Source organism: Elusimicrobiota bacterium (assembly GCA_016182905.1).
Lineage (GTDB): Bacteria > Elusimicrobiota > Elusimicrobia > UBA1565 > UBA9628 > GWA2-66-18.
In genome coordinates, this window is the sequence record JACPFR010000024.1 from 41,150 (window position 1) to 61,287 (window position 20,138).

The 20,138-nt window shown below is 67.9% G+C and carries 22 protein-coding genes; 9 read left to right on the forward strand and 13 right to left on the reverse strand.

Going from position 1 to position 20,138, the window contains the following annotated elements:
- Positions 1 to 11: 11 nt before the first annotated feature.
- From HYV14_09315 to dnaE, 3 genes are all read right to left on the reverse strand, one after another.
- Positions 12 to 809, reverse strand: a complete 798-nt coding sequence (locus HYV14_09315) for a hypothetical protein (GenBank protein MBI2386197.1) — start codon at positions 807 to 809, stop codon at positions 12 to 14.
- Positions 810 to 826: 17 nt separating this feature from the next.
- Positions 827 to 1,210, reverse strand: coding sequence for a response regulator transcription factor (locus HYV14_09320; GenBank protein MBI2386198.1), 384 nt, complete (start codon positions 1,208 to 1,210; stop codon positions 827 to 829).
- A gap of 172 nt (positions 1,211 to 1,382) precedes the next feature.
- A complete protein-coding gene (dnaE, locus tag HYV14_09325; protein MBI2386199.1) occupies positions 1,383 to 4,934 on the reverse strand; it encodes a DNA polymerase III subunit alpha in 3,552 nt (1,183 codons plus the stop codon).
- Between the two features lie 69 nt (positions 4,935 to 5,003).
- On the opposite strand from dnaE, the gene HYV14_09330 reads away from it, so the two are divergent.
- Positions 5,004 to 5,549: an NUDIX hydrolase gene (locus HYV14_09330; protein MBI2386200.1), complete on the forward strand. Its 546-nt coding sequence runs from the start codon at positions 5,004 to 5,006 to the stop codon at positions 5,547 to 5,549.
- 32 nt (positions 5,550 to 5,581) lie between these two features.
- The gene (locus HYV14_09335) at positions 5,582 to 7,576 is read left to right on the forward strand and encodes a patatin-like phospholipase family protein (protein MBI2386201.1); all 1,995 of its coding nucleotides are present in this window, start codon (positions 5,582 to 5,584) and stop codon (positions 7,574 to 7,576) included.
- 43 nt (positions 7,577 to 7,619) lie between these two features.
- Here the strand turns inward: HYV14_09335 and HYV14_09340 are convergent, their stop codons facing one another.
- The 9 genes from HYV14_09340 to HYV14_09380 all read right to left on the reverse strand — a co-directional run bounded on the left by HYV14_09340 (position 7,620) and on the right by HYV14_09380 (position 15,164).
- On the reverse strand, positions 7,620 to 9,209 hold the full coding sequence (locus tag HYV14_09340; GenBank protein MBI2386202.1) for a hypothetical protein: 1,590 nt from the start codon (positions 9,207 to 9,209) through the stop codon (positions 7,620 to 7,622).
- Entirely contained in the window at positions 9,206 to 9,949 is a 744-nt protein-coding gene (locus tag HYV14_09345; protein MBI2386203.1) for a hypothetical protein, read from the reverse strand. The genes HYV14_09340 and HYV14_09345 overlap by 4 nt, the downstream gene beginning before the upstream one ends.
- A complete protein-coding gene (locus HYV14_09350; protein MBI2386204.1) occupies positions 9,946 to 10,299 on the reverse strand; it encodes a protease complex subunit PrcB family protein in 354 nt (117 codons plus the stop codon). Before HYV14_09350 ends, HYV14_09345 begins: the two co-directional genes overlap by 4 nt.
- 82 nt (positions 10,300 to 10,381) lie before the next feature.
- A complete protein-coding gene (locus HYV14_09355) occupies positions 10,382 to 11,758 on the reverse strand; it encodes a TldD/PmbA family protein (protein ID MBI2386205.1) in 1,377 nt (458 codons plus the stop codon).
- Complete coding sequence (locus HYV14_09360; protein ID MBI2386206.1) at positions 11,755 to 13,290, reverse strand: GAF domain-containing protein; 1,536 nt, start codon at positions 13,288 to 13,290, stop codon at positions 11,755 to 11,757. Before HYV14_09360 ends, HYV14_09355 begins: the two co-directional genes overlap by 4 nt.
- A 10-nt stretch (positions 13,291 to 13,300) precedes the next feature.
- Complete coding sequence (locus HYV14_09365; GenBank protein ID MBI2386207.1) at positions 13,301 to 14,239, reverse strand: metal-dependent hydrolase; 939 nt, start codon at positions 14,237 to 14,239, stop codon at positions 13,301 to 13,303.
- Positions 14,240 to 14,284: 45 nt separating this feature from the next.
- Complete coding sequence (locus HYV14_09370) at positions 14,285 to 14,701, reverse strand: PIN domain-containing protein (protein ID MBI2386208.1); 417 nt, start codon at positions 14,699 to 14,701, stop codon at positions 14,285 to 14,287.
- Positions 14,682 to 14,966 carry a ribbon-helix-helix protein, CopG family gene (locus HYV14_09375; GenBank protein MBI2386209.1) on the reverse strand — a complete coding sequence of 95 codons (285 nt, stop codon included), beginning with the start codon at positions 14,964 to 14,966 and terminating at the stop codon, positions 14,682 to 14,684. Before HYV14_09375 ends, HYV14_09370 begins: the two co-directional genes overlap by 20 nt.
- A gap of 36 nt (positions 14,967 to 15,002) precedes the next feature.
- On the reverse strand, positions 15,003 to 15,164 hold the full coding sequence (locus HYV14_09380; protein MBI2386210.1) for a hypothetical protein: 162 nt from the start codon (positions 15,162 to 15,164) through the stop codon (positions 15,003 to 15,005).
- Positions 15,165 to 15,272: 108 nt separating this feature from the next.
- Here HYV14_09380 and HYV14_09385 point away from each other — a divergent pair, with 108 nt between their 5' ends.
- The 6 genes from HYV14_09385 (at position 15,273) to HYV14_09410 (ending at position 17,505) form a co-directional block, all read left to right on the forward strand.
- Complete coding sequence (locus tag HYV14_09385) at positions 15,273 to 16,322, forward strand: HEAT repeat domain-containing protein (GenBank protein ID MBI2386211.1); 1,050 nt, start codon at positions 15,273 to 15,275, stop codon at positions 16,320 to 16,322.
- A gap of 80 nt (positions 16,323 to 16,402) precedes the next feature.
- Positions 16,403 to 16,582: a hypothetical protein gene (locus tag HYV14_09390; protein ID MBI2386212.1), complete on the forward strand. Its 180-nt coding sequence runs from the start codon at positions 16,403 to 16,405 to the stop codon at positions 16,580 to 16,582.
- A gap of 74 nt (positions 16,583 to 16,656) precedes the next feature.
- Positions 16,657 to 16,872 carry a hypothetical protein gene (locus tag HYV14_09395; protein MBI2386213.1) on the forward strand — a complete coding sequence of 72 codons (216 nt, stop codon included), beginning with the start codon at positions 16,657 to 16,659 and terminating at the stop codon, positions 16,870 to 16,872.
- On the forward strand, positions 16,869 to 17,057 hold the full coding sequence (locus HYV14_09400; GenBank protein MBI2386214.1) for a hypothetical protein: 189 nt from the start codon (positions 16,869 to 16,871) through the stop codon (positions 17,055 to 17,057). The genes HYV14_09395 and HYV14_09400 overlap by 4 nt, the downstream gene beginning before the upstream one ends.
- Positions 17,054 to 17,203, forward strand: a complete 150-nt coding sequence (locus HYV14_09405) for a hypothetical protein (protein MBI2386215.1) — start codon at positions 17,054 to 17,056, stop codon at positions 17,201 to 17,203. The genes HYV14_09400 and HYV14_09405 overlap by 4 nt, the downstream gene beginning before the upstream one ends.
- 17 nt (positions 17,204 to 17,220) lie before the next feature.
- The gene (locus HYV14_09410) at positions 17,221 to 17,505 is read left to right on the forward strand and encodes a hypothetical protein (GenBank protein MBI2386216.1); all 285 of its coding nucleotides are present in this window, start codon (positions 17,221 to 17,223) and stop codon (positions 17,503 to 17,505) included.
- A 67-nt stretch (positions 17,506 to 17,572) separates the two neighbouring features.
- On the opposite strand, the gene HYV14_09415 is transcribed toward HYV14_09410, so the two are convergent.
- The gene (locus HYV14_09415; GenBank protein MBI2386217.1) at positions 17,573 to 18,073 is read right to left on the reverse strand and encodes an ORF6N domain-containing protein; all 501 of its coding nucleotides are present in this window, start codon (positions 18,071 to 18,073) and stop codon (positions 17,573 to 17,575) included.
- A 272-nt stretch (positions 18,074 to 18,345) separates the two neighbouring features.
- Between HYV14_09415 and HYV14_09420 the strand changes: the two genes are divergently transcribed.
- A complete protein-coding gene (locus tag HYV14_09420; protein MBI2386218.1) occupies positions 18,346 to 20,136 on the forward strand; it encodes a M2 family metallopeptidase in 1,791 nt (596 codons plus the stop codon).
- Positions 20,137 to 20,138: the final 2 nt, after the last annotated feature.

Sequence of the window (20,138 nt, forward strand, 5' to 3'; positions counted from 1 at the left end):
TCGTCAGAAGGTCAGAAGCTGTTGGAATACTTGAGCTGCACGACGCGCTCCGGCCCGCGGCGCGCGCCGTCGCTGTACAGGCCGCCCGCGCCGACCGCGCGCACGGCGAAGTCCACGTTGAAATTGGGGGTCAGGTAGGCGCGCAGGCCGGCGTTGAAGCGCGAGTCGCTCCAGTTGGCGATGTTGTCCCACTCGAGCAGGATCGCGGCCTTGTCCCGGATGTTGATCGTCAGCGGGATGGAGCCGAAGATGCTGTTCGAGTCGAAGTCGGAGACGTTGAACGACGGGTGCAGCTCGAGGCCCGGCACGCCGAGCTCCTTCGTCGCCACGACGTAGAAGCCGCGCTGGCGCTGGTTGAAGCGGCGGATGCCGGTGTTGTAGTTGTAGCCCTGCCCGTCGAAGCCGACCGCGAAGGACGGCAGCTGGCTGTCGCCCTCGTAGAAGCGGTACTTGACCTGGGCCGTCGGGGCGCGCATGCGCACGTTGCGCTCGTCGCCGATCAGGCCGTCGATCGCGGCGGAGGCGCCGAGGTTGATGCCCGGGTACACGCCGAAGGAGAGGTACTGCAGCAGGCCGCCGCGCGAGTAGAAGCGCGAGCGGGCGGAATAGCCGTAGTTGTCGAGCACCGCGGTCGTCGGGGCGTCGATGACGTCGGTGTCGGGCGTGGCGCCTCCGTCGCGGGCGGAGCGGACGGCGCGCGAGGCGGACGCCTTGGGCTTGATCTTCACCGCGGAGGAGGCGGCGTCTTCGGCGCGCAGGACGGGGGCGCAGAGGAGGAGCGCGGCGGGCAGGAAGAACGCGAGTTTCATCGATAAATCCTTATGGATCAAGCGGGTTTTTCCAGGACCGCGGCGATGCGCTCGTGGAGTTTGGCCATCTCGAACGGCTTCTGGAGGACTTCGGTGGCGCCGCTCATCAGGGCGATGCCCTTCTCTTTGACCGTGTCGCGGCTGGTCATGATCATGATGCGCGGGGCCTTGGCGCCGAGCTTGTTGGTCAGTTCGTAGGCGACGTGGTAGCCGTCGATGTAGGGCATCATCACGTCGAGGAGCACGAGGTCGAGCTGCTCCTTGAGGGCGGTCTGGAGGGCGTCCTTGCCGTTCGCGGCCGAGAGGACCTCGTAACCCTGATAGGCCAGGTCCATCATGAGCAGGTCGAGCAGATCCGGATCATCGTCGGCGACGAGGATGCGCTTCTTCGTGTCGGCCATTCCCTCTCCTTATATAAACGGCCCGAGAATTCTAACCATTTTCCCCGGTTGTCACAAGACGTTTAACGGCCGGTCAGGAGAGAAGAAAGGTGCCAGGCCTCCCATTATCCCATTACTTCCGCAAACAGCGGCCCATTTGAAAGTAATGGGATAATGGGAGGCCTGGCACCCTTCAGGAGGGCTTGCCGCCCCATTTGCGGGGGGCGATGACGGCGGGGGCGCCGGAGGCGTCGATGTTCCAGCAGCGGGGGCCGAGGATGGCCTCGACGGCCTCGAACAGGGCCTGGTTGAGGTTGACGCGCTGGTCGACGTCGAGCATCGCGATGCCCTCCGGGGTCTCCTGCTCCAGGGCGACCGGGCAGGGGCCTTCGAAGCGCTCGAGGACGTCGCGCAGGGCCTCGAGCTTCTCGGTGCCGACGGTCGCGTCGCATTTCAGGCGCAGGCGCTTGGCGAACTTGGTCGCCGACGAGTCGAGGGGGGTCATGTCGTCGACGATGACCTCGGGGGTGCCGGCGCCGGCGTCCTCGCTCTTGAAGGACAGGCGCCCGGTCGCGGCGACGAAGCCGCCGATCTTGGCCAGGTTGTTGACGCCGGAGGCGTAGGTCTTCGGGAAGCACAGCAAGGTGATCTCCCCGGTCAGGTCCTCGAGGGTGATGATGACCCACGGCTCCCCGGTCTTCTTCGAGATCATCTTCCGCATCTTGCTGATCATGCCGGCCAGGCGCACGGGAGCGGTGATGGCGGGCGTCAGCTGGCTGATCTCGTGGGTCGCGGTGGCCTTGAGCTGGGCCTTGACCGACATCAGCGGGTGGCCGGAGAAGTAGAAGCCCAGGACCTCGCGCTCGTAGGTCAAGGTGTCGTGCTCCGACAGCGGCTTGACCGCGGCGTCGGCGTCGGAGAGCTCCTTCGGCGCCGGCGCGGGCGCCGTCCCGAAGAGGAGGCCTTGGCCCTTGTCGAGGTCGGCCTTCATCTTCTGCTGGCGGCCGACGGACTCGTCGACGGACAGCAATAGTCGTGCTCGCGCGGCGGGCGACGGCTCGTGGGGGCGCAGGCTGTCGAGCGCGCCGGCTTTGATCAAGGACTCGACCGCTTTCTTGTTGATCGCATGCAGGTCGACGCGCGAGCAGAAATCATCGAGCGAGGTGAACTTCCGTTCCGCGGCCGCGGCGACGATGGACTCGGCGGCGCCGGACCCGACGTTCTTGATCGCGAGCAGCCCGAAGCGGATGTTGTCGTCCTGGATGTCGAACTGAGTCCTCGATTCGTTGACGTCGGGAGGCAATATCTTCATGCCCATGCGCCGGGCTTCTTCAAGATACGTGACGAGCTTGTTCTCCTTATCCTCGGCGCCGATCGACGAGTGCCCGATCTCGCTGGTCAGCACCGCGGTCATGAACTCGATCGGGTAGTTGGCCTTGAGGTACGCGGTCTGGTAGGCGACGAGGCCGTAGGCGACCGAGTGGGACTTGTTGAAGCCGTAGCCGCCGAACTTCACCATCTGGTCGTAGATCTTGTTGGCGACCTTGTCCTTGATCTTGTTGACGCCGCAGCCGGCGACGAACTTGCTGCGCATCTTCTCCAGGTCCTCGTGGATCTTCTTGCCCATGGCCTTGCGCAGGCCGTCGGCCTCGCCGGGCGTGAAGCCCGCGAGCTTCTTGGAGATCTCCATGACCTGCTCCTGGAAGACCATGCAGCCGTAGGTGTCCTTCAGGATGGTCTCGAGCAGGGGCACGTCGTAGACGACCTCCTCGCGGCCGTGCTTGCGCTCGACGAACATGTCGAGCATGCCGGACTGCATGGGGCCGGGGCGGAACAGGGCGATCAGGGAGACGATGTCGTCGAAGACCGTGGGCTTGATGCGGAACAGGAGGTCTCGTATCCCCTGGCTGTCGAGCTGGAACACGGCCAGGGATTTGGCCGTGCGCAGCATCTCGTACGTCTTCGGGTCGTCCATCGGGACCGCGTCGATGTCGAACTTCGGGTCATGGCGCTTCTTGACGAACTTGACCGCGTCGTCGATGATGGAGAGCGTGCGCAGGCCGAGGAAGTCGACCTTGAGCAGGCCGAGCTTCGGGCAGACGTCGCCGTCGTACTGCGTCGTCACCACGTCGGACTTGGCGCCCTTCGCCAGCGGCGTGTACTTGACCACGTGCTCCTTGGTGATGAGCGTGCCCGCCGCGTGCACGCCGGTGTGGCGCTTGAGGCCCTCGAGCTTGAGCGAGAGGTCGAGCAGGCGCTTGACCTGCGGATCCTTGGCGAGCTCGAGCAGCTCGGGGCCCTGCATCGCCTCGTGCAGGTGCACGTTGGGGCCGACGGGGATCTTCTTGGCGATCTCATCGATGCGCGTCAGCGGCATGTCGAGCACGCGGCCCACGTCGCGGATGACGAGCTTGGCGCCCAGGGAGCCGAAGGTGATGATCTGCGCCACGCACTCCTTGCCGTACTTCTCGCGCACGTAGGCGATGACGCGGTCGCGGCCGGTGTCGGCGAAGTCGATGTCGAGGTCGGGCATCGACTTGCGGTCCGGGTTCAGGAAGCGTTCGAACAGGAGCCGGTGCTCGAGGGGGTCGGCGTTCGTGATGCGCAGCGCGTAGGCGACGATCGCGCCGGCGCCGGAGCCGCGGCCGGGTCCGACGGGCACGCCGATCGAGCGGGCGTGCTTGATGAAGTCCCAGACGATCAGGAAGTAGCCGGAGAAGCCCATGCGCTTGATGACGCCGAGCTCGTAGGTCAGGCGCTCGGCGTATTCCGCGCGGCAGCCCGCGGGGAAGCGCTCTTTGAGGCCCTCGAGGCAGAGATGCTCGAGATAGGAGTCCTGATCGAACCCCGGGGGGACCTTGAACTCGGGCAGGAGCATCTGGTCCATGGGGATCTTGACGTTGCACATCTCGGCGATCTTGAGCGTGTTGCTCAGCGATTCGGGCGCGAAGCCGCCGAACAGCTTGTGCATCTCGTCGGGGGACTTGATGTAGAAATCGTGCGAGTCGAATTTCAACCGCTCGGTGTCGGCCATCTTGCGGCCGGTGGCGATGCACACGCGCGCGTCGTGGGCCTCGTGGTCGTCGGGCTTCCAGTAGTGGCAGTCGTTCGTCGCGACGAGGGGGATGCCGGTGCGCTTGTTGAGCTCGAGCAGGGCCGCGGTGACCTGCCTCTGCTTCTCGATGCCGTGATCCATGATCTCGAGGTAATAAGAATCTTGTTCGAGATTATCGCGGAACCACGTCACCAGCTTCTCGGATTGGGTCAGGTCGCCGGACAGGATCGACTGGTTGAGCTCGGACTTCAAGCAGCCCGACAGCACGACGAGGCCCTTGGAGTGCTTGGCGAGCAGCTCCTTGTCGATCCTCGGATCGTAATAGTAGCCCTCGGTGAACGCGATCGAGCACAGCTCCATCAGGTTCTGATAGCCCTCGAAGTTCTTGGCGAGGACGGTCAGGTGGCAGTTCTCCTTCTGCGAGTGGCCGCGGTCGAAGCGCGTGCCCTTGGAGATGTACATCTCGCAGCCGATGATCGCCTTGAGCCCGACGGCCTTCGCGTTCGAGTAGAACTCGACGGCGCCGTACATGTTCCCGTGGTCGGTGACCGCGAAGCCCTTGGCCCCGGAGTTGGCGAGGTCCTTGAGCGCCTGCGAGGGCTTGCCGTCCTTGTCCGACAGCCGGATGACCCCGTCCATCAGGGAGTATTCGGAGTGGTTGTGGAGGTGGACGAACTCGGGCTTTGACATGGAGGCGCGCGCGAGAGTACATCATACCAAATGCCGTCGACGGCGGCCCTTTGCTACAATGGCGCCGCGATGAATAAGCGCGACACGCACCTGGTCGAGACCTTCGTCAGCAAGAAGACCGTCTGGCGCGGCCGGGCGGTCAACTTCGACGTGGACACGGTCAAGCTCCCGAACGGGAAGCTCGCCACGCGGGAGTACATCTCCCATCCCGGCGCCGTCGGCGTCGTGCCCTTCCTCGACAAGGACACCGTCGTTCTCGTCCGCCAGTACCGCCACCCCGTCGGCGAGGTGACCCTCGAGCTGCCCGCCGGCAAGATCGACCCGCGGGAGTCCATCCTCGCCTGCATCAAGCGCGAGCTCGCCGAGGAGACCGGCTACACCGCCGCCAAGTTCACGCCCTTGATCCGCTACTGGCCGACGCCCGCCTTCGCCGACGAGGTCCTGCACCTCTTCGTCGCCACCGGCCTCAAGGCCGGCAAGGTCAACACCGACGACGACGAGTTTCTCGAGGTCGTGCACATGCCGTTCAAGAAGGCCGTCGAGCTGGTCCGCCGCGGCAAGATCCGCGACTCCAAGACCGTCGTCGGTCTCCTGGCTTGCGCGGTCGACCGATGAAGCCCGAAGAGATTCAAACCTGGGATTCGTTCTTGAAGCGGACCCCGCTGTTCGCGGGCCTGTCCGTCGAGGACCTGAGCAAGCTCGCCGCCCGCCTGCAGCTGCTGTCCTTGCCCAAGGGCGCGACGATCTTCAAGCAGGGCGACGAGTCCGACGCGCTGTACTTGATCGTCTCCGGCCACGCGCGCCGCTACCGCTCCGTCGAGGGCCGGGAGACCCTCGTCGCCTACCTCGGACGCGGCGACGTCATCGGCGAGACCGGCATGCTCACCGGCGGCCCGCGCTCGGCGACCGTGCGCGTCGACGCGACGAGCGAGCTGCTCAAGCTTCCGCGCAAGGACTTCGAGGAGTGCCTGCGCGCGCACCCGCCGATCCTGCTGCACCTCTCGCGCACGCTCGCCAGCCGCCTCATCGAGGGCGGCCAGGCCTCGAAGCCGTCCTCGGAGCAGGCCCGCCTCGTCGCGTTCGACTGCGCGCTGCCGCGCCGCGACCGCGCGCTGATCGCCTGGCGCCTCGGCGCGGAGCTGGCCGCCCAGACGCGCAAGAAGGTGCTCGTCGTGGACCTGGCCCCCGAGCCCGGCGACATCGCCCGCGCCGCGGGCCTCAAGCCCGCGCCCGCGGCCGAGACCGCGCTGCGCGCGGCCAACCTGCGCGACCCCTCGGCTCTCGCCGCGCTCGCGCAGGAGCACCCGTCGGGCGTGCGCATCCTCTCCGTGTCGCCCGCGACGCTCGGCGGCCGGCTGTTCAGCCAGCTCTACCTTTTCCTCAACGCGGTGCGCGACAGCCACGAGCTCGCCCTGCTGTGCCTGGGCGGGCCGCGCGGCGACGTCGAGCGCGCGGCCCTGACCGAGGCCGACCTCATCCTGATGGCCGGCTGCGACGTGATGCGCCCGCAGTACCGCCACATGGAGGTCGAGGTGCCGCCGCTGGCCGAGGAGGCGCGCCGCATCCTGCGCGTGTGGATCGGCGACCTCGAGCCCGAGGACGCCCCGCTGCTCATCGGCGCCGAGCGCGTCGTCGTGCCCTGGAGCGAGGCCGCCGTCGAGGCCTACGAGCGCGACGGCCGCTCCGAGTCCGCCTTCGCCGTCGAGCCCAAGGCCGCCAAGGCCCTCGGCCGCCTGGCCCGGCGCCTCGGCGGCGTCCAGGTCGGCCTCGCGCTCGGCACCGGCGCGGCGCTCGGCCACTCGACGATCGGCGTGCTCAAGGTCTTGAAGCGCGAGGGCATCCCGGTGGATATGATCGCCGGCACCTCGATGGGCTCTTTGATCGCGGGCTGCTACGCCGCCGGCTACGAGCCCGAGGAGATCGAGCAGCTCGCGATGCGCATCGACAAGGCCTGGGTGTACGAGAACCTGTTCTGGGACATCACCGTGCCGCGCTCCGGCCTGTTCGCGGGCGACACCTTGCTGCGCTTCATCCGCTCCTACATGGGCTCGCGCGAGTTCTCCGACATGGAGCTCCCGTTCGCCTGCGTCGCCGCCGATATCGAGACCGGCGAGGAGGTCGTCCTCAAGCAGGGTCGCGTCGCCGAGGCGATCCGCGCCTCGTGCGGCCTCCCCCTGATCTTCGAGCCGACCCAGCTCTCCGGCCGCTGGCTCGTCGACGGCGGCATCGTCAACCCGGTGCCGACGCGCGTCATCTCCGACATGGGCGCCGACATCCTGCTCGCCGTCAACCTGACCATGCCCGCGAGCGAGCGCAAGACCAAGGTGCACGAGCGCCACAGCCGGCGCCTCCTCGACCAGCCGCTCAACCTCGAGACCTTGCGCCAGGCCGCGATGCCCGTCCTGCCCAAGGCCTTCCGCGCGCCCAACTTCCCGGAGGTGTTCTTCCAGATGATCTACACGATGGAGTACGAGGTCGCCCAGTCCCGCCTCGACATCGCGGACGTGACGATGTTCCCCGACCTGAAGGGCTTCTCCTGGACCGAGCTGCACCGCGCCGGCGAGATCATCCGCGCCGGCGAGCGCGCCGCCGAAGAGGCGCTCCCGCGCCTGAAAGCCCTCATCCCCGCCTTCCGTCCGTAACTGTTTCCGGAAACAGTCCGGCTCGCACCGGTGCAGGTCCCGCTCAGCGCCGGCCGCCTTCGGCGTTGACGAGGGAGAGGTGGGCGCCGTCGAGGTCGCCGGAGGCGATCTGGCCGAAGATGCCGAGGAAGCGCGCGAGCTTGCCGCGGCGGCCGGCGACCTCGCGGCCGTAGGAGGTGCCCTTGGCGTACTTCAGCAGCAGGTCGTCGAGGAGCTCGCGCCAGCGGGCCTGCTTGAGGACGGCCTCGCCGGCGCGGAAGGGGACCAGGCGGTAGTCGGAGATGTCGCGCGAGATGTTGCGCCGCAGGCCCTGGTTCTCGGCCATCATCTTGTCGATCTCGCCGACGCGCGAGAGCCACGCGTCGGACTGCAGGGCGTCGAGCGAGGCCTGGGCGTTGGCCTTGAGCCGCGCCAGACGGTCCTGGTAGGACCGGCCGCGGCGCTTGTACGACTCGCGGACCGGGGCGGGCGCGGGGACCGCGTCGATGGCGGCGAGCAGGTCGGCGGTGAGGAAGCCCTCCTCGGACTCGATGCGGGCCAGCTCCTCCTCGAGCGCCGCGACGGTGAGCCAGCGCGAGGCCTCGTGCTGGCGGCCGGAGAGCTCGACGAGCAGGCCCTTCGTGATCTGACCCGGATCCTTGGCCTTGTCGGCGGCGGCCTCGAAGGCGGCGAGCGCGGCGCGGGCCCGCGCGTTGGCGGCGGCGCGCGCGGCGAAGCGCTTCTTGAGCCTGTCGGCCGGGACCTTGGCGAGCAGGCGCGCCTCGAGGCCGGGGTCCTTCATGTCGCGCTCGGCGAGCTGGACGCCGCCCAAGGTCGCGAGCTCGGCGATGCGCGCGCGGCGCAGGCGCTCCTCGAGGTTGCCGAGGTCGTACTTGAGGCCGAAGGCGGGGTAGGACAAGGTCGCGTGGTCGAGCTTGCCGGTCTCGATGAGCGCCGGCGCTCCCGGCGGGCGGCGCGTGTTCAGCGCGCTCTGCAGGGCCATGAGCTGGGGGGAGTAGCCGCGGATGTTGCCGGCGGAGAGGCGGTCGTAGAAGGAGTTGGCCAGCGCCGCGCTGGCCGGCGTGTCGGAGCCGCCGGGCTTGCCCTCGGGCGCCTGGCCGGTGATGACGCGCTCGCCCTGGGAGCCCTTGCCCTCGAACAGGTTGCGCAGCGCCTCGCGCCGCTCCTCCTCGCCCGCCTGCTGGTCGCTCAAGGTCGTCAGCTTCGAGGTCTTCGCCGCGTTCTTGAGCACGCCGTACGCGCCGCGGTCGGTGTTCTTGCGCTGGAAGGTCAGCCGGAGATGCTTGACCAAGGTATTCTCGAACACGTGCGTGCCCTCGGTCTCGTCCTTGGCCAGGCCCAGGGCGATCTCGGAGGCCGAGCGCAGGTCGCTCTGCACCCAGGCGCGGACGTCGGCGCGCTTCTTGCCCTCGTCTTTTTCAGAAGTGATGGCCGCCGCGATCTTGGATTGGAGTATGCGATCGACCAAAGCTTCTTGAAGCCCCGGGTCGCCTTCCAATTGCTTGCGCATGTCCTCGACCGCCGACGACTGATCGCCCTCGACCGCCGTTCCGGCCGGCGTCGACGAGGGCTCTCCTTCGTCGGCGCCGGCCGAAGCTCCAGCCAAAAGCAAGGCCAGCAGCGCGGCCCTCACTTGGCTGCCCCTTCCGTTGCCGTTGATTTCGCCGTTGAAAAACTAAATACGTCTCTCCGTCCCGACCTGACGACCCCGTCATCCCCGATCCGCGCCAGCCCTAGCGTGAGATCCGAGGTCTCTATATCCTTCCGTGCTTTCGTCCAAAGATCGAAGAACGAATGCGTGTCGCTCTTGTCCGGCACCCCCCACCGCGCCACCGCGTAGCGTCCTCCCGGCGTCAGCGCGATGCTGACCAGGCGCGGGAACGGCCCCGCCTTGAGCGTGGTCCCACCCGCCCAGTCCCGCGCCTCCATGGACCAGGACTCGCCGAAGTGGCAGGCGAGCAGGATGACCTTGGAGTCCTCGGAGAACACGACCGGCTCGCCCTTCTCGGGCAGGTCGACGGCGTCGTCGCTCCACACGGTCTGCCCCGTCGAGCCGTGGACGCGCAGCACGCGGCGGCTCTCGAGCAGCTTGCTGCGCGCCGAGTTCCAAGTGAGCTTTCGCTCGAGCGTCCAGGCCGCGCGTCCGTCGGGCGACACGCCGCCGGTCACCTCGCGGGTGACGGAGCCGGTATCCTCGCGCAGCAGACCGATCTCGAAGGACAGCTCCCCGGCGGCGTCGTAGAGCACCAGCGACTTGCCCTGCTTGGACCAGCCCGGCGTCGAGTGCCCGACCGCCATGTCGGGCAGAACGGGGGCGTCCGCCGCGCGAGCGGGGGTCATCGCCAGCGCCGCCGCGAGCAGGGCCCAGGTCACTTATTCTTGACCTCCTTGGGGGCGGCCTCGACGAAGACCTTGCCCTTCACGCGCTCGAAGGCGCGGATCTTCCAGGGCTGGGCGATGGCCTGGGTGGCGAAGCCGGTCGGCTCCTTGACCCGGTAGCGCACGATCACGTCCATGCCCTTGGGCACGGGGTCGAGGAACTCGACGGTATAGCCGCCCGTCGGGCGCTCGCCGGCGAACACGGCGACGGCGAAATACTTCTTGAAGTCGAGCGCCGGCGCGTCCTGGCCGACCGTCAGCCACAGGCGCGTCCAGGCGCCCTCGTCGGCCGCGACCTCGGTGCCGGGGTCGATGGGCCCGCCGTACTGTCCTTTCCACTCCATTGGCTTCTCCGATTTTCGGCCTGCGGCCGAAACTTCCATGCCGGCCGAGCCGGCCAATATCAAGGCCGCCGCCACGAGCCACCTAGTCATGACTTCCTCCCACGACGAGCTTGGGCATGCGGATCGTCGGCTGCCCGTCGCTGACCGCCACGTTCTGCCCTTCCTTGCCGCACACGCCGATGCCCCAGCCGATGTCCCAGCCCACGCGGTCGATCGAGCGCAGCGCCTCGGGGCCCACGCCGAGCAGGTTCGCGTCGCGCACGAGGTAAGTGACCTTGCCGTTCTCGACGCGCCAGCCCTCGTCCACCTCGAAGACGAACTCCCCGCTCGCGGTGTCCACCTGGCCGCCGCCCATGCGGGTCACGAGGAGGCCGCTCTTCAGCTCCCTGATGATCCTGGCCGGGTCGTCCTTGCCGGGGGCGATGTAGAGGTTCGACATGCGCGGGATCGGGCGCGCGGCGAAGGACTCGCGGCGGCCGTGGCCGTTGGAGGGGCGCCCCTCGCGCAGGGCCGTGGTGCGGTCGTACAGGAAATCGGCCAGCACGCCGTTCTTGACGAGCTCGGTGGGCCGGGCCTCCACTCCCTCGTCGTCGAAGACGAACGAGCCGCGCTGGAAGGGCAAGGTCGGGTCGTCGACGACGGTGATCGTCTCGGGGGCGACCGTCTTGCCGCGCATGCCGCGGTAGGCGGGCGACGAGCCCTCCTGGACGTGGTCCACCTCGAGGGAGTGGCCGATCGCCTCGTGGATGAAGGTGCCGCCCGCGGAGGCGGCGAGGATGACGGCCATCTCGCCGGCCTTGGCCTTGGGGGCGTCGAGCTTGGCCAGGGCGCGCGCGGCGGCGCGGCGCGCGGCGCGCGGGGCGGCCTCGTCGTCGAAGATCTCGCAGCCGCGCTGGGCGCCGACGACCTCGAAGCCGGTCTGCAGCATCCCGTCGCGCTCGGCGACGACGGACACCGTCAGGTTCGTCGAGACGCGGCTCTGGGACAGGTCGGCGCCGTCGCTGTTGAGCACGCGCGTGTCCTTGCGCCGGTCGCCGTAGACGGCGGTCACCTGGCGCACGAGCGGGGACAGCTCCCGCGCGGCGCGGTCGACGGCGCGCAGCAGGGAGAGCTTGCGCTCGAGCGGCACCGTCGCCGGGTCGACGCGGCAGGAGGCGGCGGCCGCGCGCGTCTTGGAGAAGGCCGGGCCGCGCCCGGAGGCGCCGGGCGACAGCTTCTCGCGCAGGCGGGCGGCGGCGGCGGCGGAGGCGTCCTGGGCGCTGCCGAAAAGCGTTTCCACCCGACTTCCTTCTCGTCTCAATAACCTCAGGCTCAGGCCGCGCTCGGAGCTGGCGCCGATGTCGCGCACCGCGCCGTCCTCGAGGCGCGCGGTGGACCAGCGCCACTCCTCGAGGAAGACCTCGCCGTAGTCGGCCCCGGTCAAGGACGGGGCGTAGCCGGCGGCGTCGCCGCCGATCAAGCGTCCTTCCTGCGCGGCAAGGTCAAGGTGACCGTCGCCCCGGCCCCGAGCTTGGAACGCAGCACCGCGCTGCCGCCGTGCAGCTCGGCGACCTTGCGCACGAAGGCGAGGCCCAGGCCCATGCCGTCCTGCTGGCCGGTGAAGTCCTTCTCCACCTGGTGGAAGCGGGAGAACACCTTCTCGAGGTCCTCCGGCGGCACGCCCGGGCCGGTGTCGGCCACCGTCACCGCGGCCCAGTCGCCGGTCCCCTCGGCGCGCAGCGAGGCGAGCGGGGAGTGCTTCTGGTTGAACTTGATGGCGTTGTCGAGGAGGTTCTTGAGCGCCTCGGTGACGAGCCGCCGGTCGCCGACGATGACGAGGCCCGTCGCCGGGGCGTCCACGGTCGCCGCGCGCTCCGCGATCTTCTCCTCGAGGCCCGTCACCGCGTCCTTGACCGCCTCGTCGAGGGGGAAGGGCTCGGAGTTGAGCTGCGTGTCGGGGCTCTCGATCGTCGTGTAGCTCAGCAGCTTGTCGACGAGCTCGCTGACCTTGCCGCCCTGGGAGCGGATCGTCTTCACGGCCTTGGCCCACATCGGGTCGGTGTCGGAGTTGACCTCGTCCATCAGGATGTCGGCGAATCCCGTCACCGCCGCCAGCGGCGTGCGCAGCTTGTGGGAGATCAGGCTCAGGAAGGTGCGCTTGAGCTTCTCCTGCCGGTGGCTCTCGGTGCGGTCGCGGAAGACGAACAGGCGCCCCTCGTTGTCGCCCAGGGACGCGCGCGTGACGCGGCCCTCGAGCACCAGCATGGTCGGCTCTTTCCTCACGGCGGCGAAATCGAGCACGGCCTTCTCGCCGGAGAGCAGCTCCGCGATCGACGGGGTCACCACCATGCCGTTGAGACCGTCGGCCAGCTCCTTGAGTTCCGTCCCGAGCAGCCTGGAGGCGGCCTCGTTGGAGAGCAGGACCGCGCCGGCGGCGTCGGTCAGCGCCGCGCCGTCGGTCATCTGGGCGAACACGGTGGCGAGCTTGAAGCGCTCGTCCTTGAGCGAGGTGAACAGGCGCGCGTTGTCGATGGCGACCGCGGCCTGCGAGGCGAAGGCCTCGAAGGCGAGCCGGTCGGCCTCGCTGAAATCGCCGCCGCGCTTGTTGATCGCCTCCAGCACGCCGACGAGGTGGCCCTTGATCATCATCGGCACCGCGAGGATGGAGCGGGTCACGAACCCGGACTGCGCGTCCATCGCCGGCGACCAGCGCGGGTCCTGACGCACCGCGTTGATGATCTCCGGCTTGCGGGTCTTGGCGACCGTGCCGGCGATGCCCTGGCCGAGCTTGAGGCGGACCTTGGAGGCGTCCGGGCCGAGGCCCAAAGCCACGTCGAAATACAGCTCCTGGGATTTTTCGTCCAACAGGAGCAAGGACGCGCTCTCGGCGTCCACGACCTTCGTGGACAGCTCGAGCACGGACGTGAGGAGCTCCCCGATCTCGAGCTTGGAGGACAGCAGCCTTCCCACCTCGAGCAGAAGCTCCAACGTCTCCGCGTTCGTCGTCGGCATATCTCTTAACCTACCAAATCCAAACTCGGCGGGGCTTGGGCTCTCCGCCGGGGGGCGCGTCGAAGGTGAACTCGAACGGATTGGCGCGGGGAAGGACGAGGCTGGTGAATCTCAGGTCGCTGACGCGCACCGTGGAGCCTCCCTCGGGGCCGGGCTCCACCGTCCATACCGGCGCCTTGAAGAAGGCCGTCAGCCGCCGGCCGAACGGCGTCTCCTTGGCCGCCAGCGCCGGCCCCGTCAGGCCGTCGTCGCGCAGCACGGGCCCGGGCGCCACGGTGCGCTCCGAGACGTTCACGAGATATTGCTTCCACTGGCCGTCGGCCTTGACCACGCCGCGCCAGCGGTGGGCGCCGAGCGGCTCCGGGAAGGCGTACCGGAAGCCCCGTCCGCCGGTCTCCTGGGCGAGCAAGGCCACGGCCATCTGGCGGGCCGTGAAGGCCATCGACAGGTAGAACGCGACCGAGACGAGCGCCGCCTGGCACAAGCCGCCCAGCCGCGGCCGCCACGACTCCTTCAGACGGGCCAGGTGGGGGGCGGCCAGGAACCCCGCCAAGGCCAGGTCGATGATGAAGATCATCGCCAGCTCCGGCCGCGCCGTCGAGAACGGCCAGAACAGCTGCACGCCGAAGGAGTTGATCAGATCGAAGAACAGGTGACCGCCGCAGTTGACCGCGATGACGGCGGCCAGGTCCCGGACGTCCATGTCCTCGTACTTGCGCTTGAACAGCCAGGTCAGCGCCGCGATCCACAGCGGCAGCAGGATCAAAGAGTGACCGAAGGACCGGCGCAGGATCACCGACCCGGGGTCGCCGGTGAGCAGGACGAAAGTGTCGATGTCGGGCAGGTTCGCCGCCCACGCCGCCACCGTGACCGCCCTGCGCCCCAGGCGCGGCCGGAAGAAGGCCTCGCCGACGGCGACGCCGAGCAAAGTGTGCGTGACGGGATCCACGAGCGAAGTATAAGAGGAAGCCGTCCGGAGCGCAAGTCGTGAATGTTACGGCTTGGGGAGCATCTTGAGCGCCCCGATGCCGGCCGCCCGGTAAACCTGGAAATCGCGGTCCAAAGTCACGATGGTGTCGATGCCGTCGCGTTCGGCGACGCGGATCAAAGACGCGTCGGCCAGATCCATCGGCCGGTTCCGGTATTTCCTCATCAAGGCCGTCAGGCGCGGGACGTCCTCCGTCCCCAGTCCGGCGACCAGCAGCTCGCCGTCTCCGAGCAGGGCGAGCAGCGCCTCCTGCTGGGCCCAGCCCTTGCGCCCCAGAAGGTGCATCGCCTCCGTGAGCGCGGGCCACGTGGTCACGAGGTCCCCGGTCGCCGCGCTCAGCCCCTCGAGCGAGCGTTCATGCAGCCCGTCGTCGGCGTCGAGATAGCCGACGAGGACGTTCGCGTCAACGAGGACGGAGCGCACGGTGTTTCGCCTCCAGATCCTCGGCCCAGATCCGCGAGCTGTCGAGCGCGGACAGGTCCTTGCGGCCGCTCCCCTTGGCGGGGATGTAGCGCTTCAGGCGCTCGTGCCCGGAGAGGTTCTCCGTCCGCGCGATGCGAGCCGCCTCGCCGAGCAGGGCGGTGCGGATCGCCTCCGACCGGGTCGCCCCATGCGCGCGGGCGACCCGGTCGAGGACCTTCCGTTCATCGGCGGTCAGCCGCAAGGTGATGGTCACTGTTTTGTTCATCCGTATTACGCAGTGTAATACGAAAGACCCCTTTCGTCAAGCCCGCCCCGCGCCCTTGCCCCGCAGCCGCTCTAGGTGCCGCGCCAGCAGGATCTTCTGCGCCTCGTCGCGCGCCTCCTCCGACGCCTCCGCCTCCTCGAGCCTCTTCATCCGCGCCAGCAGGCGCCGCGTCTCCCGTCCCGTCGTCTCCTCGCGCATGGTGAGCCTCCCCGGGCGCCCCGCGCCCGCACCTCTCATACGATCGACCCCCCGAAAAAGTTGCATGCTCCCCTCGACAGGACGCCGCGAACCCGGTATGCTTCCCGGGTGAGGACCACTCTCGTCGCACTCGCCCTGCTCCTGATCGCCGCCCCCGTCCCGGCCCGCAAACCCAAGGTGAAAGACCTCATCGCCGGCTTCGAAGCCGCCAAGACCGACGAGCGCCTGCGCCTGGCGGGCACCATGGCGCGCATGAAGGACAAGAAGGCCGTCGACGCTTTGATCGCCGCCTTCGACGTCAAGAAGGGCAACCCGCGGGAATCCGCCGCCATCGTCGACGCCCTCGGGATCGCCGGCGACCCGCGCGCCGTCGACGCTCTCGCCGGCGCCTGGGACTACCTGCGCTCGATGACCTTGCAGATGGGGGAGCTCCCCGGCCATCTCCAGGTCCTGCGCTGGAAGATACTCGAGGCCTTGAGCCGCCTCGGCGGCGACCAGGCCGTGCGCACCTTGTCCGAGGCCCTCAACGAGAGCGACCCGCGCGTCGTGGAGGAAGCCGTGCGCGGCCTCGGCCGCCTCCAGGTCCGCGACGCCGTCCCCGCCTTGCAGCAGTTGGCCGGGGGGGCCTCCGGCAACCTCCTTCAGGCCGTCTTCGAGGCCTTGGGCGACATCGGCGACAAGCGCGCCGTCTCCACGCTCGACCAGGCGGTCGCCAACCCCGACAAGTTCATCGAGGTCCAGGCCTCCTACGGCCTGGCCAAGCTCGGCAAGAAGGACGCCTTCGCCCGCCTCAACGCCTTTCTCAAGGGCGACCCCGGCGAGGACAAGGTCGGCCTGCTCGCCGCCTATTACCTCGTCAAGCTCGACAAGGACGCCGGCCTGGAGCATCTCGAGACGATGATGAAGAAGCCCGACAGCCCGCTGGCCCCGCTCGCCGCCGAGACCTTGGGCAAGACGGAGAATCCGCGCGCCGTCCTCGTCCTCGTCGAGGCCTTCAAGGCCCCCGACCCCGCCGTCCGCCAGTCCGTCGCCCGCGCCCTGGTGCGCCTGGGCGGCCCCCGCGCCGTGACCGCCCTCAAGAAGCTGCGCGCCGACTCCAACCCCGGCGTGCGCGGCGCCGCCGTCAACGGCCTCGCCGACCTCGGCGAGATCGACTAGGCGTCAAGGTAAGTTCACCTCCCCTCACTGTGCCGCGCCCCCGCGGCGGAGCTACCCTCTCCTCGTCAGGAGGCCGCTCCATGAAAAAGATCTATTACGTTTTGCTCGCCGTCGCCGGCGTCTGGGCCGTCAAAACCATCCTCGACCGCCGCGAGCGCGAGCGCTTGGTCGGCGCCCTCCCGCGTCCCCTGCCCAAGGAGTTCAACGGCGAGGTCAAGGCCGCGGTCGACGAGCTCAAGGGCCCGCTCGCCGAGATCTGAGCGTCACGGAGCCCTGACTTTCCCTCCATGGGAAAATCGGGCCGTCCGTCTATCCTATGCCTGGGGAGGTCCTTATGACCCTTAAACGGCGCAAGCACGCGCGGCCCTCCGCGCCGTCGATCCGCGACCCCGGGACCATCCGGCCCCTGGACTCCGAGGACCAGGCGGGCACCTACGCCCGCCCGGACTCCGGGAACGACACCGGCGAGAGCGACGAGGGCGTCTTCGCTCAGGGCCCGTTGCCGTCGAAAAAACGAAAGACCAAGCACCGCAAGGAGGCGCTCCGATGAGGCCGAAACGAAGACGGACCGGTCATGAGCAGCCCGACCTGATCAACGAGGAGATCAGCGACTCGCTCGGCGGCACCGAGGCCGCCGTGATGGGCGAGGACGAGGACTGGGGCCGTCCCGTGGCCGGCGAGACGGTCGGCTACGGCCGTCCCCAGGAGCAGGATTTGGAGGAGGCGACCCGATGAAAACCAAGAAAAAGGCGAAAACGTCGAGCCGGTTCACACGCGGCGTGAAGGTCGGCGCCAAGCGGCGCCACGGACGCAAGCCCGCCGGGGGGATCAAAGCCGACGAGGATGTCACCCGGAAGCTGGAGACGTTGACGACGCTCTGAAGTCGGGAGGTGCCATCATGAAAGCCACACTGTCGAAGCGCAGGCATCCGGTGTCGAGCACCCGTCGCCCGAAACGCCGCGCCGCGCGGCCCGGCCGGCGCGCGCACAAGCGCCACCGGGCCGCCGCCGCCGCGACCGCCGCCGCAGCGCCCCTCGCGTCCGCCGATGAACCGGTTCCAATGGGAGGAGAGGAGACGAACGTCGTGTTCGACGCCGTCTTCACCGACTCGCCGGACAAGCGCGAGGAGGAGTTCAGTGACGAGGAGCTGCTCGACCGCGAGGAGCGCCAGGACCTGTACTAGCCTCGCGCCGGCGTCGCGCCCGGCCCCTCTCGGCCGGGCGCCCCGCCATGCCCGTAAATCCCGCGCCTCAGCCATCGCCGCCCGCCAGCCGGCGGAACTCCGCGAACAGCTCGTGGATCGCGGCCGCGTGCTCGCCCTGCTCCTTCTCGAGTCCGAGAAGGGCCTTCTCCGCCTTCTCGATGCGCGCCGCCAGGCCTTCGCCGCTCATCAGCGCGTCGCTCATCTTCACGAACGCGCGCATGATGGCGATTCTCACTTCGCGGCCGCGCGGGCTGCGCAGCACGGTCGACAGCATGGAGATTCCTTCCCGCGTGAAGGCGAGCGGCCAGTATTTGCGGTGCTTCCCGTGGCCGGCTTTGTCTAAGGTCACAATTTGTGACCTTAGATGACTGCTTTCCTCCGCGGTCAAGCGAAACATGAAATCCGCAGGAAAATCACCGCGATTTCGTTGAACCTGTTGATTGAGGTATTTCGTGGTCACGCCGTATAAGCGCGCGAGGTCTTCGTCCAGCATGACCCTTTGACCGCGAACGACATGAATCAGGGGAACGACTTTGGCGATATCCATATCTTCATACGATTGAGGGGGGCGATTTGTTCCATAGCTTGAAGTGCCAAATTGGTACTTCAAGATCTTAAGGTTGCAAATTGCAACCTTAAGAATTTGGGTAAAACATAAATATTGATTGGATTATTTTGAGGTCGCAATTTACGACCTCAAACTTGAAGTCACAATTTGCAACTTCAAGTCGAAGGCGAGTTTTCACGCCTGTTTACACGCCGCGTCTAAGGTCACAATTTGCAACCTTAGAACCGCCTTAGGATTTGTATCCTACCCGCATGATCCTCCTCCTCCTCTCCGTTTTCCTCGCCGTTCCGTCGCAGGCCGCGGCTGCGACCGTCAAGGACGCCCAAGCCTTCATGGACCGCGCCGAGAAGTCCCTCGACGCCCTCGGCCGCCGCGCCGCCTTCTCCTCCTGGGCGATGCAGACCAACATCAACTACTCCACCGAGTGGCTCGCCGGCGACGCCGACAACGCCTACTCCGCCGAGGCCGCCCGCCTCGCCCGCGAGGCCCGCCGATTCGACAAGCTCGCGCTGCCCGCCGACCTCAAGCGCAAGTTCCTCCTCCTCAAGCTGACCGTGACGGCCCCCGCCCCGCCCGACGAGAAAGACCAGAAAGAGCTCTCCGACACCAAGGTCTGGCTCGAGAGCACCTACGGCAAGGGCAAGTACTGCCCGGCTTCCACGACGACCTGCCTCACGCTCGACGACATGGAAGACGTCCTGCGCTCCTCACGCGACCCCAAGCGCCTGGCCGAGATCTGGACCGGCTGGCGGACGATCTCCCCGGTCATGCGCCCGCGCTATCAGCGCTTCGCCGAGCTGTCCAACAAGGGCGCCCAGGACCTGGGCTTCCGCGACACCGCCGACCTCTGGCGCTCCGGCTACGACATGACCCCGGAGCAGTTCTCCGCCGAGCTCGACCGCACCTGGCTGCAGATGAAGCCGCTCTACGACGCCCTCCACGCGTACGTGCGCCGCCGTCTGCAGGATAAATATGGGCCCGAAATCATCGGCGCCGACGGCCTCATCCCCCAGCAGCTCACCGGCAACATGTGGGGCCAGTCCTGGGAGAACATCTACGACTTGGCCGCGCCGCCGAAGACCAAGCCCGCCTTCGACCTCACCGAGCAGCTCAAGAAAAACAAGTACGACGAGCTCAAGATGGTCAAGACCGGCGAGGCCTTCTTCTCCTCCCTGGGCTTCCCTCCGCTCCCGTCCACCTTCTGGGAGCGCTCCATGCTCACCCGCCCCCGCGACCGCGAGGTCGTCTGCCACGCCTCGGCCTGGGATGTCGAAAACGGCCAAGATCTTCGTATTAAAATGTGCATCAAGATCAACGCCGAGGACTTCGTCACCATCCACCACGAGCTCGGCCACAATTTCTATCAGCGTGCCTATGAAAAACAGCCGTACTTCTTCCGCGGCTCGGCCAACGACGGCTTCCACGAGGCCTTGGGCGACACCATCGCCCTCTCGGTCACGCCCGAGTACCTTAAATCCGTCGGGCTCATCGACACCGTCCCCGGCCCGGAGGGGGACATCGACCTCCTCCTCACCAAGGCGCTCGAGAAGGTGGCCTTCATGCCGTTCGGCCTGCTCGTCGACAAGTGGCGCTGGGACGTCTTCACGGGCAAGACCAAGCCCGAGGACTACAACAAGGCGTGGTGGGCGCTCGTGCAGAAATATCAGGGGATGAAGCCGCCGTCTCCGCGCACCGAGAACGACTTCGACCCGGGCGCCAAGTACCACATCCCGGCCAACACCCCGTACGCGCGCTACTTCCTGGCCAATGTCTACCAGTTCCAGTTCTACCGGTCCCTGTGCAAGGCTCACGGCCACGCGGGGCCGCTGCACCGCTGCTCGTACTACGGCGACAAGGCCGCCGGCAAGAGCCTGGGCGACATGATGGCGATGGGCTCGAGCAAGCCGTGGCCCGACGCCCTCGAGGCGGTGACGGGCACGCGTGAGCTCGACGCGACGGCCATCCTCGAGTACTTCGCGCCGCTCAAGGCCTGGCTCGACGAGCAGAACAAGGGGCAGGCCGTGGGGTGGAAGACGGAGTGAAC